16 protein-coding genes are annotated in these 14004 nt (G+C 64.4%); 8 read left to right on the top strand and 8 right to left on the bottom strand.

Going from position 1 to position 14004, the window contains the following annotated elements; all coding sequences use genetic code 11:
* Positions 1 to 27: 27 nt before the first annotated feature.
* The 3 genes from J0X27_RS16400 to J0X27_RS16390 all read right to left on the bottom strand — a co-directional run bounded on the left by J0X27_RS16400 (position 28) and on the right by J0X27_RS16390 (position 1405).
* Positions 28 to 375, bottom strand: coding sequence for a DUF7471 family protein (locus J0X27_RS16400; protein ID WP_207270217.1), 348 nt, complete (start codon positions 373 to 375; stop codon positions 28 to 30).
* Between the two features lie 171 nt (positions 376 to 546).
* Positions 547 to 822 carry a PadR family transcriptional regulator gene (locus J0X27_RS16395; RefSeq protein ID WP_207270216.1) on the bottom strand — a complete coding sequence of 92 codons (276 nt, stop codon included), beginning with the start codon at positions 820 to 822 and terminating at the stop codon, positions 547 to 549.
* A gap of 388 nt (positions 823 to 1210) precedes the next feature.
* Positions 1211 to 1405, bottom strand: coding sequence for a cold-shock protein (locus J0X27_RS16390; RefSeq protein WP_006187181.1), 195 nt, complete (start codon positions 1403 to 1405; stop codon positions 1211 to 1213).
* A gap of 498 nt (positions 1406 to 1903) precedes the next feature.
* On the opposite strand from J0X27_RS16390, the gene J0X27_RS16385 reads away from it, so the two are divergent.
* The 4 genes from J0X27_RS16385 (at position 1904) to J0X27_RS16370 (ending at position 5885) form a co-directional block, all read left to right on the top strand.
* A complete protein-coding gene (locus J0X27_RS16385; protein ID WP_207270215.1) occupies positions 1904 to 2629 on the top strand; it encodes a queuosine precursor transporter in 726 nt (241 codons plus the stop codon).
* A 93-nt stretch (positions 2630 to 2722) separates the two neighbouring features.
* Complete coding sequence (locus J0X27_RS16380) at positions 2723 to 3811, top strand: aminopeptidase (protein WP_207270214.1); 1089 nt, start codon at positions 2723 to 2725, stop codon at positions 3809 to 3811.
* A 372-nt stretch (positions 3812 to 4183) separates the two neighbouring features.
* The gene (locus J0X27_RS16375) at positions 4184 to 4798 is read left to right on the top strand and encodes a DUF309 domain-containing protein (protein ID WP_207270213.1); all 615 of its coding nucleotides are present in this window, start codon (positions 4184 to 4186) and stop codon (positions 4796 to 4798) included.
* A gap of 214 nt (positions 4799 to 5012) precedes the next feature.
* Positions 5013 to 5885: an LLM class F420-dependent oxidoreductase gene (locus tag J0X27_RS16370; protein ID WP_207270211.1), complete on the top strand. Its 873-nt coding sequence runs from the start codon at positions 5013 to 5015 to the stop codon at positions 5883 to 5885.
* 26 nt (positions 5886 to 5911) lie between these two features.
* Here the strand turns inward: J0X27_RS16370 and J0X27_RS16365 are convergent, their stop codons facing one another.
* Entirely contained in the window at positions 5912 to 6883 is a 972-nt protein-coding gene (locus tag J0X27_RS16365) for an aldo/keto reductase (protein ID WP_207270209.1), read from the bottom strand.
* Positions 6884 to 7048: 165 nt separating this feature from the next.
* Positions 7049 to 7822: an NAD-dependent glucose-6-phosphate dehydrogenase Azf gene (gene azf, locus J0X27_RS16360; protein ID WP_207270207.1), complete on the bottom strand. Its 774-nt coding sequence runs from the start codon at positions 7820 to 7822 to the stop codon at positions 7049 to 7051.
* A gap of 337 nt (positions 7823 to 8159) precedes the next feature.
* Between azf and J0X27_RS16355 the strand changes: the two genes are divergently transcribed.
* The gene (locus J0X27_RS16355) at positions 8160 to 8537 is read left to right on the top strand and encodes a dihydroneopterin aldolase family protein (RefSeq protein ID WP_207270206.1); all 378 of its coding nucleotides are present in this window, start codon (positions 8160 to 8162) and stop codon (positions 8535 to 8537) included.
* A 34-nt stretch (positions 8538 to 8571) separates the two neighbouring features.
* On the opposite strand, the gene J0X27_RS16350 is transcribed toward J0X27_RS16355, so the two are convergent.
* Positions 8572 to 8967 carry a CopG family ribbon-helix-helix protein gene (locus tag J0X27_RS16350; RefSeq protein WP_207270204.1) on the bottom strand — a complete coding sequence of 132 codons (396 nt, stop codon included), beginning with the start codon at positions 8965 to 8967 and terminating at the stop codon, positions 8572 to 8574.
* A 112-nt stretch (positions 8968 to 9079) separates the two neighbouring features.
* Here J0X27_RS16350 and J0X27_RS16345 point away from each other — a divergent pair, with 112 nt between their 5' ends.
* Positions 9080 to 9916 (top strand): hypothetical protein, encoded by an 837-nt coding sequence (locus J0X27_RS16345; RefSeq protein WP_207270203.1) that lies wholly within the window; start codon positions 9080 to 9082, stop codon positions 9914 to 9916.
* A 336-nt stretch (positions 9917 to 10252) separates the two neighbouring features.
* Positions 10253 to 10702, top strand: coding sequence for a DUF5790 family protein (locus J0X27_RS16340; protein ID WP_207270201.1), 450 nt, complete (start codon positions 10253 to 10255; stop codon positions 10700 to 10702).
* Positions 10703 to 10775: 73 nt separating this feature from the next.
* Here J0X27_RS16340 and J0X27_RS16335 read toward each other — a convergent pair whose 3' ends face one another.
* Complete coding sequence (locus J0X27_RS16335) at positions 10776 to 11513, bottom strand: creatininase family protein (RefSeq protein WP_207270200.1); 738 nt, start codon at positions 11511 to 11513, stop codon at positions 10776 to 10778.
* A gap of 127 nt (positions 11514 to 11640) precedes the next feature.
* Between J0X27_RS16335 and J0X27_RS16330 the strand changes: the two genes are divergently transcribed.
* Complete coding sequence (locus J0X27_RS16330; protein WP_207270198.1) at positions 11641 to 11985, top strand: DUF5789 family protein; 345 nt, start codon at positions 11641 to 11643, stop codon at positions 11983 to 11985.
* 44 nt (positions 11986 to 12029) lie between these two features.
* Here J0X27_RS16330 and J0X27_RS16325 read toward each other — a convergent pair whose 3' ends face one another.
* Positions 12030 to 13973 carry an ABC transporter ATP-binding protein gene (locus J0X27_RS16325; RefSeq protein WP_207270197.1) on the bottom strand — a complete coding sequence of 648 codons (1944 nt, stop codon included), beginning with the start codon at positions 13971 to 13973 and terminating at the stop codon, positions 12030 to 12032.
* Positions 13974 to 14004 lie beyond the last annotated feature (31 nt).

Raw genomic sequence — 14004 nt, 5'->3', positions numbered from 1 at the left:
TTATATCTCACGCCGACCGGCACGATATCAATCGTCGGAGTCGATCGAAACGGCGTTGTTCGACGCTCCACTACGGTAGACCGCATAGAGGACCAACACCGCGATCAGGAAGTCGAACCCGTGTTCCACGAGGTGGTGGACCGTCATCGGGACGAGTCCGAGGACGGTCCCGAGCCCGGTCACCGAACGGACGACGAGCAGCCCCAGGACGACCGTGATCAGTAGATACCGGACCGTTCGACGGCGGGAATACGCGACGACTCCGGCGACGAACAGCACCGTCGTCCCGAACACCGCGAGGACGATCACACAGACGAGGACAGGGGTGAGCTGTGGGTCCAGCCACTCGCTGGCGACCGACATTGCGAGCACCATACGATCGATACTGGTACTCGGTCGGACATCCACCTATTCGCTTCGGTGTTTCCCACCGAGCCGAGGGACCGATCGGAACCGGATCCTGATCGACTGTCGGCCGTCGACGTGGCGTTCCGTGGAAGCTGTGACGCTTACATGGGAGCCGGCAGTATCGCTACGCTGCAGGAGCTACTGATCGATGTACTGTTGTTCCCACTCTCGACGTTCTTCGATCGCTTGCCGGCCACGATCACTGATTTCGTAGTAGTTGGTTCGGCGATCGAGCTGTCCCTTCTCGACGAGTTCCTTGTTGACGAGCGTATCGAGATTGGGATACAATCGCCCGTGATTGATATCGCTGTTGTAATACGTCTCGACTTCGTCTTTGACGTCCTGTCCCGACGGCTGATCGGCTCCCGCGATCACGTACAGCAGGTCCCGTTGGAACCCTGTCAAATCGTTCATGTTGGGCGGGTGGACGAACGGGAACCCCACTATTTGTTATCGATTTCGTATCGACCGTTTGCAGTACATTCAGCGAAGCTAACTGAGGCAACTGTGACACGGACTGTCGTTTCGCTCGGTAACGAGAGCATACGCCCATGGGCTCGTCCTCGCTCGGTCCAGTTCGCTCTCGAGGCAGCGACCGATGGCTCGTGGCAACCGCCACAGTGGGTCGACGAGCGTCCTCGAGACGTGGACAGCGCCGTCCACGAGCGGTATCAGGGCGGAGAGGCACATCTCGCGTCTCGAGGGGATGAGTGAGTGTCAGCCGTAGCGGCCGCTGTCGTAGTAGTTCGCTGAAGAATGATAATCGAAGTGTGAAACCCGTTACCGAACGTAAAAAGCCGTATTACAGGCGGGTGACGTTGGTGGCGCGGGGGCCCTTGGGGGCCTGTTCGATATCGAATTCGATGTCTGTGCCTTCTTCGAGGTCCGGACCGCCAACGTCTTCCATGTGGAAGAAAACGTCATCGTCTGCGTCGTCCGTCTCAATGAAACCGTAGCCGCCTGTGTCGTTGAAGAAATCAACGTTTCCTTTCGCCATTGCAACTCAAGAGAGTCCACCGATACGTATAACAGTTGTGTTATAGATATCCTGTCGAAACAAAAATAATTCCTGGGAAAATACGACGAGCAGCGGGTTCAATCAGGTCGAACGGAGAGATGGGGGTTTTCCCGCCCCTCGAGAAGTCCGTCCCGCCGAGAGCACTCCAGTTCTCCCTCGAGACAGGACACGAGTCGATTCACCGGACTATGCGGCCGCCGGTCACACCCTGGAGCGGGCTGAATACGGGCCGCTCGCGTTGGTCCGCCTGAACTCGGACCGACCGTCCGTCCAGATCCAGCAGCGAGTCGTCGGGGACGATCCCTTCGAGGACGATCGTCGAAACCGATCGTCGGGGCGTCCATCGGCGGGAGCGACTCGACAGGGGCCGACCCTGTCGGGTGGTGTTCCCTCGAGAATATCAAATTCGGATCTCGGTCTCCCTCGAAGCGTACTGGAATAGTACCGTTTAGGTGGTTCCAACGGGTACGCCGCGGCATGAGCCGGACACAACCCCGTGGTGTGCCGACGGTCGCGCAGGTCGCGCTGATCGGCCTCTTCGTCACGGCGCTCGTAACCGCACAGTTGACCGCATCGAAGGTGCTCGCGTTCGAACTCCCGGTCGCGCTTCCGGTCACGGGTGCACAACTCGCGTTGCCCGGGGCCGCGCTCGCGTACGCGCTGACCTTTCTCGCGAGCGACTGTTACACCGAGTTGTACGGTCGTCGTGCGGGACAGGTCGTCGTCAACGTCGGCTTCGTGTTGAACTTCGTCGTCCTCGCGCTCGTCTGGTCGACGATCGCCGCGCCGGCGGCCCCCACGAGCGTCGATCCCGGTGCGTTCGAGACGGCGCTGGGGTCGTCGACGAACATCGTTATCGGGAGTCTGCTCGCGTACGTCGTCAGCCAGAACTGGGACGTGATCGTCTTCCACCGCATTCGGGAGTACACCGGCCCCGAAAAGCTCTGGCTCCGTAACATCGCCTCGACGGCGAGCAGTCAGGCGATCGACACCGTCATCTTCGTCACGGTCGCGTTCGCCGTCGCACCCGCCGTCCTCGGCGTCGGTGGAGTCCTCAAGCCCGATCTCCTGCTCTCGTTGATCGTCGGCCAGTACCTGCTGAAACTCGCGATCGCGCTCCTCGATACGCCGGTCGTCTACGCCATCGTCTCGCTCGTGCGCTCGCGCGAGGGGGGTCCGGCCGAGGACGCCAGCACCGCCTGATCGCTCACGGCTCGCAGCCACTCTCCTCACAGTGTCCCCGGCGTTTTCGGTCCGAACGGGGAGCGTTTAGTAGCCCGCTCGAGAGGGAGGAGTATGGACGAACGCGTACGCGAACACGCCGCCGTGTTGGTCGACTGGAGCGCTCGCGTCGAGGCCGGCGACAACGTCGTCTGTTCGGTGGGACCCGACGCCCACGAGCTGGCGGTCGCCGTCGCCGAAAAACTCGGGGAACGGGGGGCGAATCTGCTGGCGACGTACAGCGCCGGCGAGATCACGCGGGCCTACCTCCGGGCCCACGACGGTGAGTTCGACGAGAATCCGGCCCACGAATTCGCGCTCCTCGAGAACGCCGACGTCTACCTCTCGCTTGGCGGCGGGCGGAACACGAGTGCAACGGCCGACGTGCCCGGCGAGCAGCGCCGAGCCTACAACGGTGCCAGAAGCGACCTCCGCGAGACGCGGCTGGGAACCCGCTGGGTGTCGACGGTCCACCCGACCCGCTCGCTCGCCCAGCAGGCCAACATGGCCTACGAGGAGTACCAGGAGTTCGCCTACGACGCGATCCTCCGGGACTGGGAGTCGCTGGCCAACGAGATGGCCCAGTTGAAGGAGCTCCTCGATGCCGGCTCGGAGGTGCGGCTGGTCTCGACGGACACCGATCTCACGATGAACATCGAAGGACGGACGGCGGTCAACAGCGCCGCCTCGGTCGCCTACGATTCCCACAACCTCCCGAGCGGTGAGGTCTTCACCGCCCCCTACGCGACCGAGGGGACGGTGACCTTCGACGTGCCGATGACGTTGCGCGGCGAGTCCGTCCGGAACGTCCGCCTCGAGTTCGCCGACGGCGAGGTGGTCGACTACGATGCCGACCAGGGAGGGACGGTCATCGGCGACATCCTCGAGACCGACGCGGGTGCGCGCCGACTCGGCGAACTCGGGATCGGCATGAATCGCGGGATCGATCGGTACACGGACAACATCCTCTTCGACGAGAAGATGGGCGAGACCGTCCACCTGGCGCTTGGCCGGGCTTACGACGCCTGTCTGCCCGATGGCGAAGCCGGCAACGAGTCGGCCGTGCACGTCGATCTGATTACCGACGTCAGCGAGGACTCCCGCCTCGAGATCGACGGCGAGGTCGTCCAGCGCGACGGCACCTTCCGCTTCGAGGCGGAGTGAGCCTCGCGGGCGCTCGCGTCGCGAGTGGGTCCGACGGGGCTGGGTCGTTCGGTCGAACTCGGCAAGGCTGTGTTGCTCGGTAGGAAGTGATTACGATTCCCGGATGGCTTCCAGCGACGGTAAATAATAGCATACTAATACGTACGACGAACGTTACGTCGACTCCCGCCACACCGGTGGCGGCCAGTAACCGGTTGGGATACCGCGTCCCGGAATCCACCCGTCCACAGTCTGCCCCACCCTGCTGGTGTCGACGGAGGCTGTCGGCCGGCGGTTCGTCAGCCCCACCTGACGCAGGTCGCCGCTGCCGACGAGCGATCGTCCGGCACCGTTTTCGTCACGTTCTCGAGTCTCGAGCCCCAACGGACACCTATGCGCGATCGGCTCCGGGCCGGCGTCGCCGTCTTCAACGATGGTCACTACCACGCCGCCCACGACGCCTGGGAGGACCGCTGGCTCGACCTCGAGTCGGGGAGCGACGACGAGCGACTGCTCCACGGCCTGATCCAGTACAGCGGCGCGGTCTTCCACGCCCGCGATCGCAACTGGGAGGGCGCGGTCGGGCTCGCGGAACGTGCCGGCGACTACCTCGCGGACCTGCCGGCCGACTACCGCGAGCTTCGACTCGAGCCCGTCCGCTCGTTTCTGTCTCGGCTCGCGGCCGATCCCGAATGCATCGAGCGCCGGCCCCCGGTGTGGATCGAGCACGAGGGGAGAGCCCCGACGCTGTCGGCGCTTGGCTTCGAGCCGACCGCGATCGCTGCCGTCGTCCTCGCCGAGGAGTTCGGCTACGACGAGGAGCCCGTCGAGCAGGCCCGACGGTACGCACGGCAGGATCTCGAGGCCGGCGAAGACGGGAGCGTCTTCATCACGCTCCTGTTCGATTTCGTTCGCGAGGACGAGAACCGTGGAATCGTCTACCAGCGGCTGACGGATCACGTCGGCAGGCGACGGGCTCGCGAGGCGGACGTCGAAGGGCTGTTCTGATCGCTCGAGATCTCGGCGGAGACTCGAGTCGTGTGGCAGTTTGTGTACTGGGACAACGTGACTGCCGCCACCCGTTCGACTGTTCGAGGAACCGCGGGCTCCGTGCTACCGTTCGACAGGCGCGCCACCGCGCGTGGACGATCGCGTAGTCGTCGGGTTGCGATAGCTTCAGCGACAGGTATATTTTCAAGTTCGACCCGATCGAAGGCCGCGTATGGAAATCGGTACCGTACTCCCGCAACTCGAGATCGGACACGATCCGGAGACGATCGCCGACTACGCACAGCGGGTCGAAGCGTCGGGCTACGAGCACGTCCTGGCGTACGATCACGTCCTCGGCGTGAACCCGGATCGGGAGGGCTGGGACGGCCCCTACGACTACGAGAGTACGTTCCACGAGCCTCTGACGACGTTTTCCTATCTCGCCGGGCGGACGGACGAACTGTCGGTTATGACCGGGATTCTCGTCCTGCCACAGCGCCAGACGGCGCTCGTTGCCAAGCAGGCCGCACAGCTGGATCGCTTCACCGACGGCCGGTTCCGCATGGGAGTCGGCGTCGGCTGGAACGAGCCCGAGTACGTCGCCCTCGGCGAGGACTTCTCGCGGCGAGGGAACCGCATCGAGGAACAAGTCGAGGTGCTCCGCCGACTCTGGACGGACGACCTCGTCGACTTCGACGGCGAGTTCCACGAGATTCCCGACGCCGGCATCCGACCGCTACCGGTCCAGCAGCCGATCCCGCTCTGGATGGGCGGCATGGCCGACCCGGTCAAGCGCCGCGTCGCCCGCATCGCGGACGGCTGGCTGCCGCAGTTCCAGCCCGGCGACGAGGCCGAGGACCACCTCGCGGACCTCTACGAATACGCCGAGGACGCCGGCCGCGACCCCGACGATATCGGCCTCGGCGGCCGAATGTACGCCGTCCCCGGCGAGGAAGACGAATGGATCGAGCGCGCCCAGGCCTGGCGGGACATCGGGGCCGACTCCCTCTCGATCTCCACGATGTACCAGGGACTCGAGGGCGAGGACCACACGGCTCACGTCGAGCGGGTCGCGGCGGTCCTGGCCGAAACCGGGCTGTTGTAACGGGCGGCTGCGATCGGTTCCCGCCCCTACTCGTGACCGGCGACCGGCAGCGGCTCGTAGGGCGCTTCGAGATACTCCATATCGGAGTTCGAGAGATCGATCTCGAGGGCCTCGACGGCGTCCTCGAGGTGTTCGATACTGGTCGTCCCGACGATGGGGGCGTCGACCCACTCCTTGTGCAACAGCCAGGCCAGCGAGATCTGGCCCATCGAGACGCCCTTTTCCGCGGCGAGTTCCTGAATCCGTTCGTTGATCTCCTCGCCGCCGCCCTGGAGGTACGACATCTGCTCGAGGTACTGGTCGGTCTGGCCGCGCGTCGTCGACTCGATCTCCTCGTGGGGGCGGGTCGCGACGCCGCGGGCCAACGGCGACCACGGGACGACGCCGATGTCCTCCCGGTCACACAGCGGCAACATCTCGCGTTCCTCCTCCCGGTAGAGGACGTTGTAGTGGTTCTGCATCGTCGCGAACCGCTCGAGGCTCAGCGCGTCGCTGGTGTGGAGTGCGTCGGCGAACTGGTGGGCCCACATCGACGAGGTACCGATATACCGAACCTGCCCCCGTCGGACCGCGTCGTCGAGCGCGCGCAGGGTCTCGTCGATCGGCGTCTCGTAATCCCACCGGTGGGTCTGATAGAGATCGATGGTATCCATCCCCAGTCGGTCGAGGCTGGCCTCGAGTTCCTGTTCGATCGCCTTCCGCGAGAGTCCGCTCGCGTTGGGGTTGTCGGGATCCATCTCGGCGAAGCCCTTCGTCGCGACGACCTGCGAATCGCGGTCGTAGCCCGCGAGGGCCTCGCCCAGAATTTCCTCGGACTCGCCCGTGGAGTAGACGTTCGCGGTGTCGAAGAAGTTGATCCCGAGATCGATCGCGCGCTCGATGAGGGCTTTGCTTTCCTCGGGCTCGAGCATCCACTCCTGGCCGGTGCCAAAGCTCATACAGCCCAGACAGATTCGACTGACCGTCATCCCCGTCGATCCGAGCGTCGTGTATTCCATAGAACCAGTTGCGATGGCCGGCACCAAAACGTCGTGGCTCGTCCGAACGGATTGCCGACTCTCGCGGGCGCAGGGTCGACGCGACGGTAGTTCAATACCGACGCTGTCGAGCGGTTTGTGACAGTCGTCGGTCCGGTCGGGTAGTGACTCGGTAACGTGGACCGATCAGGTATCGGGTTCGACGACCTGCTCCTCGCCGTCGAAGTGTGCGGAGTTGTCCCGTGGCCTGTAGCCCAGTACCTCGCGGGCCCGCTCGAGCGAGTAGTACTTGCGATCGTTGTCGGAGATGCCGTAGACGATCTCGTACTCGTAATCGGCGCGGATACAGCGGTCGAACAGGCGCGCGCAGTCCCGATAGGAGAGCCACATCGCCTGTCCGCGCTCGTAGTCGATCGGCGGGTGGCCTCGGGTGAGGTTCCCGATGCGGACGCAGGCGACCGAGAGGCCGTATTCGTCGTGGTAGTAGCGGCCCAGGGTCTCGCCGGCGGCCTTCGAGACGCCATAGAGGTTGCTCGGCCGGGGGAGCTCGGTGCCGTCGAGGAGGTAGTCGTCGTGCTCGCGGTAGAGATCGGGCGTCCGCTCGTCGGTCTCGTAGTTCCCGACGGCGTGGTTCGAGGAGGCGAAAACGACCTTCTCGACGCCCGCGTCGACGGCGGCCTCGAAGACCGTCTGCGTGCCGTCGATGTTGTTGGTCAGCACGCTGTCCCAAGGGGCCTCGGGACGTGGATCACCAGCGAGGTGAATCACGACGTTGATCCCCGCCATCGCCTCGCGGACGGCCTCTTCGTCGGTGATGTCCGCGACGACGAACTCGCCCGGCTGGTCGTCCGTCGGCGGATCGCGATCCAGTAACCGCCATTCGTGGTCGTCCGCGAGGCCGCCGAGGATGGCCTCTCCGACCCGCCCCGCAGCCCCCGTGAGCAGGACTGACTGTGCCATTCGTTCGGTGTGAGGGACAGCGTCGATAAGTACCATGCGGTTCGCCGTCGGCGCGTGCGGTGATGGCACGCGTCTCCCGGTAGCGGTGAGGTACTCGGGTATCGCCTCGGTTTCGTCACGTCCGTTCCCCGCCGCTGCTCTCCCCTGCGGTGGCGCGCGCTGTGTCGCGGTGGGAAGTGCGAGGGTCGAGCGGAACGGACCGCAGTCGACTCGAGTGAATGTGGCCCATCCGTGGTGCGACGATCGCAGACCGCTCGTCGACCCCGATCGACGGTCTCGGCCGGAGAACTCCACCCGCATCGAAATCCCCTTCCCGACCGCACGCGAGCACTCACGCATGTCACCGAACGAACCGCCGACCGATGCCCAGACCGCCTGCTTCGAGGCCGGTATCAAGTTCGGCTCGTTGTACCACCAGTTCGCCGGCACGCCCGTCTCGCCCGAGAGCGCCCCGAGTCTCGCGACCGCCATCGAAGAGTCGATCGAGAATCAGCCCCACTGTACCGAGGTGACCGTCGCCGTACGAACCGAGGAACTCGAGGCCGAACTCGCCGAGTCGACGGCCGATTACACCGAACTGACCGGCCGCTTCCTCGAGGTCGAGATCGTCGTCGACTACGAGGGGTGTGAGGTCCGGACCCGCATGGAAATGGAAGACGGCTATCCGCTGATGCGACTCGAGTCGGTTCGCGAACGGGCGTCGTCGGATCGGTGATCGAGTCCGCCGGGACGATCTCGCAACTCGGCCGCTACGGAGTTGGATTTCCAAGCACCATGACCTTCACCCGCTGTACGCCGTCGAAATCACGGAGTTGGTAGGTCAGTTCCCGCACCTGTTCGGCGTTACCACGGCAGAACAGCGACTCGAGACACCACTCTCCGTGGTGCGTGTGGCTCGTACTCTGGATGATGTCCTGATACTCGTGTTGAACGGCGTGGAGTTCGCCGATCACCTCGTGGTGGCGATAGTCGAAGCCGACGAGCGCGACGACCTCACCGGCTCGTTCCTCGAGCCTCGAGTGGGATTCGATATACTCCGACATCGCTTCTCGCACCGCTCGCGAGCGGTTCTCGATTCCTTCCTCGGTCCAGACCCGATCGAACTCCGCGACGATCTCGTCGGGAATGTTGAAACTCGTCCGCATACGAACCGGTTCGCCACGAGACCACAAGATAGCTCGTATGACGATACCCCCGGTTGGATATTAACAACCCCTATGAACGCAGGTTTCGGATGTTCTCGCACGCTATACCTCGATGATAGGAACGGACGCATCCGGGCTTTTGATCGGTGCGATCACGCTCGGGGCCATACACGGTATCGAACCGGGCCACGGGTGGCCGATCGCCGCCGCGTACGCCCTCGATCGGTCCAACAAGTGGGCCTACGGGCTCGCGGCGAGTCTGCTCATCGGGATCGGCCACCTGATAAGCAGCATCGCGATGGTCGGCGCGTTCTTTTACGCGACGGCCTATCTCGACCTGACGCAGGTCAACGAGCCGCTCACCGTCCTCGGCGGGGTTCGGCTCGGCGGTCCCGTCAGTATCGTCGCCGGAATCGTCCTCATCGCCCTCGGGATTCGGGAATACCGCCACGGCCACTCACACGCGGGCGAGACGGACCCTCGCGCGGACGAAGTGCATTCCCACGACGACCGGGTTCACGACCACGATCACGGACACGATCACGACGAGTCCCGCTCGGAGGGTGGCGTCCTCGCTCGATTGTCGCGCCACCTCCCGTTCGTCGATACCGATTCCCGCTCGCACGCACACTCCCACTCGAGGGACGACCTCGAGGCGGCCGCCGACCGCGGCTTGCTCGATATCGCGTGGGTCGCGTTCGTCCTCGGATTCGCCCACGAAGAGGAGTTCGAGATCATCGCACTCTGTGCCGGTTCGACGCACTGTCTCGAGTTGATGAGTGCGTACGCGATCACGGTCGTCCTCGGAATCGTGAGTCTCACGATGCTCTTGATCGCGGGCTATCACCACTCCGAGGAACGGGTCGAAAAATACACCCCCTATCTGCCCCTCGTCTCCGCCGTAGTCCTCGTCGGCATGGGCGGTGGATTCGTTCTCGGCATCTTCTAATACCCGCCGTCTGTCAGTGCCGGCGACTCACGGACGGATCGTGGGTTCGCCCGCAAATCGGACAGTAGACCGTATGCAACCACGGCACGGCCGCGATTCGGGACGCAACTCGTTGCCGCCGACCGAGCCGTCCCTACAGTAGCTACTGGAAATCACTGCGCCCCTACTCGCACGAGCGCATTGCGAGTCGTGTGTTGCTCGTTTCGGTGGCTACGATACCGACCGACGTTTCTTTCGAAATTCTGTCGCCGTTCGACCGATATCGATCCGCTCCCGACCGATTTCACTTTCACTTTCGGGCGATCTTTTAACCATGGTGCCCGCAAACACGATGACATGAGCCAAGCCACGCTCGGCGACGACGAGGAACTGTTCGGCGAAGCGGCCAACGAAATGCGCGAGGACGTCGAGTCCTCGCTCGAGGACGCCTGGGCCACGCTGCCCGACGCCGACGACGTCTGGGAGACCGACGCGGACAACGTGCTTGGCGTACTCAACGGACTCAACTCGGCGCTCGAGGTCGGTGACGCCGAGGAACACCTCCGCGACGCGAAGAAGTGGTTCACGATGGGGCAGCGGGCCGACGCGTTCGACGACGCCGACGACCTCGAGGAAGAGATCGCCGACCTCGAGGAGGCGATTACGGACATCTCGGAGGCAGGCGAGCAGGTCGGCGAACTCACGTCGACGATTCCGGCGCTTCGCGGGACGTTGCAGGACGCCGGTCCGGCAGCCGACTCGGAAGCGACGGACGACGGTGACGACGCGGACGAAGACGAGGAGTAATCGAGTCGCCGTCCATCTCATCGCAGACGGATAGGTCGCCACCGTCGACCGCCGGCCAAAGGGATCTCGGACGTTATCGGCTCTCGGGCCGGGACACGTCACGCTCGGCGACCGCCTCGAGTAGCCGAGCCAGCGCGTCGGCGGCCCCCTCGAGCAGTTCTTCCCCTCGCTTGGCGTCGCCCTCGTTCGGATCACCGACGACGCCGTTTTCGGTAAACTCCGCCGCATCGTAGGCCAGATTAGTGTGGCTCGTCCACTCGCCCCAGCCGTCGGCAGCGCCGGCGCGGGCTTCCTCGATGCGGTCCTCCCGAACCGAGTCGGGATCGCAGTGGCGCAACAGGGCCGTCTCGAGGGGGCCCCCGTGGCCCATGTCGGCGCTGTGGTCGCCGACGGCCTCGAACCAGGTGAAGGGGACGACGTAGGCGTCACCGTCCCGCGTGAGTCGGCCGCCGACCTCCCGGAGGGCATCGACGTTGCCGCCGTGGCCGTTGACGAGGACGACACGGTCGAAGCCGTGGGATGCGAGGCTCGCGACGGCCTCGCCGACGTAGTCCCGGAAGGTATCCTCGGAGACCCACATCGTGCCGGGAAACTGGCGGTGTTCCTCGGCGATCCCGACCGGAATCGCCGGCGAACGAACGACCTCGCGACCGACCCGCTCGACTCCGGCGTCGGCGACCGCCTCGGCCGTCAGCACGTCCGTCCCGAGGGGCGCGTGGGGGCCGTGCTGTTCCGTGCTGCCGACGGGGACGACCGCGAGATCCGTCTCGAGGCCACGAACGTCCGTCCACGTCGCGGTTGTGAGATCCATAGCGGAGTATGCCGACCGTGCGGACATGAAACCCGCGGTGGCCGAGACGGCCTGACGGCCGGCGTGGGTCTGACCCAGTGGCGAGCGCAGGGCCAACCGGTTTCCGCTCCGTGACCAACCACCGAGTATGCCAGACGACAGCCGCGAACTCGGCGTCGAACTCGGCGACTTACAGGAGACACTCGAGAACCTGGAGTACCCGATCGGCCACGACGAACTCCTCGAGGCACACGGCGAGGAAACGGTCGAGATGAGCGGCAACACGACGACGCTCGAGGACCTCATCGGGCCGCTGAACGAAGACGAGTATCGGGACTACGGCGAGGTCGAGGGGGCGATCGTGAACATGGTCGGCGACGAGGCCATCGGGCGGAAGAACTACAGCGACCGCACGCCGCCCGCGTCGGGTGAGGATCGCCAAGACGAGGGCGCACCGGATCAGGACGGCCAGGAAGGACAGGAATCGTTCTAGCCCGACGAGCGGGAGTCAGTCTCGGAGTCGATCCGTTTCGATCGTCAGTCGCCGTCGCCGATTTCCGTCCGCGCCTGCCGGCGCTGGGCGCGTTCGATGAACTCCTCCGGAAGCTCGTCGATCTCGCCGGCTTGCACGCCCCAGAGATGGGAGTAGAGCCCGCCGTTTGCGAGCAGTTCCTCGTGAGTTCCCCGTTCGACTATCTCGCCGCCCTCGAGGACGAGGACCTGATCGGCGTCCTTGATCGTGGAGAGTCGGTGGGCGATGGCGAACGTGGTCCGATCCTCCGCGAGCTCGTCGATCGAGCGCTGGATGAGCATCTCCGTTTCGGTGTCGACGTCGCTGGTCGCCTCGTCCAAGACGAGGATGTCGGGATCTTTGAGGATCGCGCGGGCGATGGAGAGTCGCTGGCGCTGGCCGCCGGAGAGTTTGACCCCGCGTTCGCCGACCTCGGTATCGTACCCCTCCGGCAGGTTCCGAACGAACTCGTGGGCCTCGGCCATCTTCGCGGCCTCGATCACGTCCTCGCGGTCGGCGTCGAAGCTACCGTATTTGATGTTCTCCTCGACGCTGCCATAGAAGAGGAAGGTGTCCTGACTGACGTAGCCCAGCGACTCGCGGAGACTCCGGAGGGTTATGTCCTGGACTCGCTGGCCGTCGACGCGGATCTCGCCCTCGTCGACGTCGTACATCCGCAGGAGGAGCTTGAGGACCGTCGACTTGCCGGCCCCGGTGGGACCGACCAGGGCGAGCGTCTCGCCGCCCTCGACCGTGAAGTCGATGTCCTCGAGGATCGTCTCCTCGTCGTACCCGAAGGAGACGTCGTCGTACTCGACGCGGCCGTCGATCACCTCGAGATCGGGTGCGTCGGGCTCTTCCCCGACCCGGTTTGGTTCGTCCATCAGCCCGAAGATGCGGGCGCTCGAGGCGCGAGCGCGCTGGTACATGTTGATGATCTGGCCGAACTGCGCCATCGGCCAGATGAACCGCTGCGTGTAGAGGATGAAGACGACGAACATCCCGGTACTCAGCTCGCCCGAAAACGGACCCGGCGGTCCCTCGATCACCCAGAGGCCGCCGACGAGGAAGGTAATGACGAAGCCGATCCCCGCGAGCACGCGCAGTCCGGGGAAGAACTTGATCCGCGTTCGAATCGCGCCCCAGTTGGCGTCGAAGTACTCCCGCGAGACGCCTTCGACCCGGTCGGACTCGTAGGACTCGGTCGTGCTGGACTTGATGACCTGAATGCCCCCGAGGTTGTTCTCGAGTCGGGAGTTGACTTTGCCGACGGTCGAGCGCACCTGCGCGTATTTAGGCTGGATAGTCTGAATGAACAGATAGGTGAAAACGGCGATCAACGGGACGGGTAACAAGGCGACCAGCGCGAGTTGCCGGTTGATCGCGAATAGCAGCCCGCCGATGCCGAGTACCATCACGAGCAGCCGAAACAGGGAGTTCATCCCGTCGTTGAGGAACTTCTCGAGGCGGTTAACGTCGTTCGAGAGGATCGACATCATCTCGCCGGTCTGTTTGTCGGCGAAAAATCCCATGTCCAGGCGCTGCATTTCGTCGTAGGTGTCGGTCCGGATGTCGTGTTGGACGTTCTGGGCAAAGGTGTTGAACCCCCAGTTTCGAGTCCAGTGGAAGACCGCGGAACAGAGAAAGGCAGCCGCGATGATCCCGATCGTCAGCCAGAACTGGGCCATCCGTCCGTCGGGGACGTAGGGGGCGATGAACCCGCTTCCGACCGGGAACGCCTCGGCGTACCCGATATTCGAATCCTGACGGATCACGGCGTCGATCGCGACGCCGAGCATGAGCGCAGGAAGCAGATCCAGGATCCGGGCGAAGAAACTCGCGATAACACCGATGGTTGCCGCACCGATGTAGTCCGACCCGTACTCGAGGAACAGCCGCTTCATCGGGTTCTCGATCTCTTCCCGTTGTTCCTCGAAGGGGTCGTCCTCGTCCCAGTCGGCACTACTCATTGCACTGGCTTCGGGGGTCGCCGGCAATAAG

This window comes from Natrinema longum, assembly GCF_017352095.1.
In the GTDB taxonomy this organism is placed as follows: Archaea; Halobacteriota; Halobacteria; order Halobacteriales; family Natrialbaceae; genus Natrinema; species Natrinema longum.
The sequence above is the reverse complement of the archived record's forward strand: the minus strand, read 5'-3'. Positions and strand labels throughout refer to the sequence as shown.